This window comes from Pseudomonas sp. 43(2021) (assembly GCF_017490805.1).
Classification (GTDB): Bacteria; Pseudomonadota; Gammaproteobacteria; order Pseudomonadales; family Pseudomonadaceae; genus Aquipseudomonas.
In genome coordinates, this window is sequence record NZ_JAFGYJ010000105.1 from 1 (window position 1) to 723 (window position 723).

Annotated in this window: 1 protein-coding gene and 1 pseudogene; one reads left to right on the forward strand and one right to left on the reverse strand. The window is 62.2% G+C overall.

The genetic code is table 11. The annotated features are described in order from the left end of the window. A partial coding sequence (locus tag J5M71_RS26160; RefSeq protein ID WP_207838350.1) for a carboxymuconolactone decarboxylase family protein occupies positions 1-201 on the forward strand: 201 nt, incomplete at its 5' end. An 86-nt stretch (positions 202-287) separates the two neighbouring features. Here J5M71_RS26160 and J5M71_RS26165 read toward each other — a convergent pair. Beyond that, a pseudogene (locus J5M71_RS26165) lies at positions 288-723 on the reverse strand (alpha/beta hydrolase); the annotation flags it as partial.

The following is a 723-nucleotide window of genomic DNA, read 5'->3' on the forward strand; positions in this document are numbered from 1 at the left end:
ATCACCCTCGCCGCACTGACCGCGTTGAAGTGTCCGCAGGAGTTGAAAGGCCATGTGCGCGGTGCGCTGAACAACGGCTGCACGGTGGAAGAGATCCGCGAAGCGCTGCTGCATTGCGCGGTGTATGCCGGCGTGCCGGCGGCGATCGATGCGTTTCGCGCGGCGCAGGAAGTGATCGACAGCTACCAGAAACCGCAGTGACCGCCTTCGCGAGCAGGCTCGCTCCCACATTTGAAATGCGTTTCCCTGTGGGAGCGAGCCTGCTCGCGAAGAGGCCCTCCCAGGCACTAGAGATTCCGCCCCCTGATCCGCTTGCTCAAGAATTCGAAATACTCCTCACGCATCTCCGCCGTTTCATTGGCCAGGTGATGCCGTGCCTCGGCCAGCAGCAGTATCTGCGGCCGGTCGAACTTCCATTTCAACACCTGCCGATTGTGCTGCCAGTCGACCGTCATGTCCGCCTGCCCCTGAATGATCAGCGGCCGTCGCGGACTTTTTTTCGCGTGCTCGACGCGGATGATCCAGCGCGACAGCGCGCCCACCCATTTCGTCGGCAGGCGTCTTGGCTGTAACGGATCGGCCTGCAGAAACGGCAGGAAATCCGGATCGTTGGAGTTCTCGCTAAAGCGTCGCACCACGCCGCGCACAAACGGCCGCAGCAGGTAATAACTCAGCTGCGACCAGCCCCACGCCCTTGGTCGCACCAACGGCGCGAGCAGAATC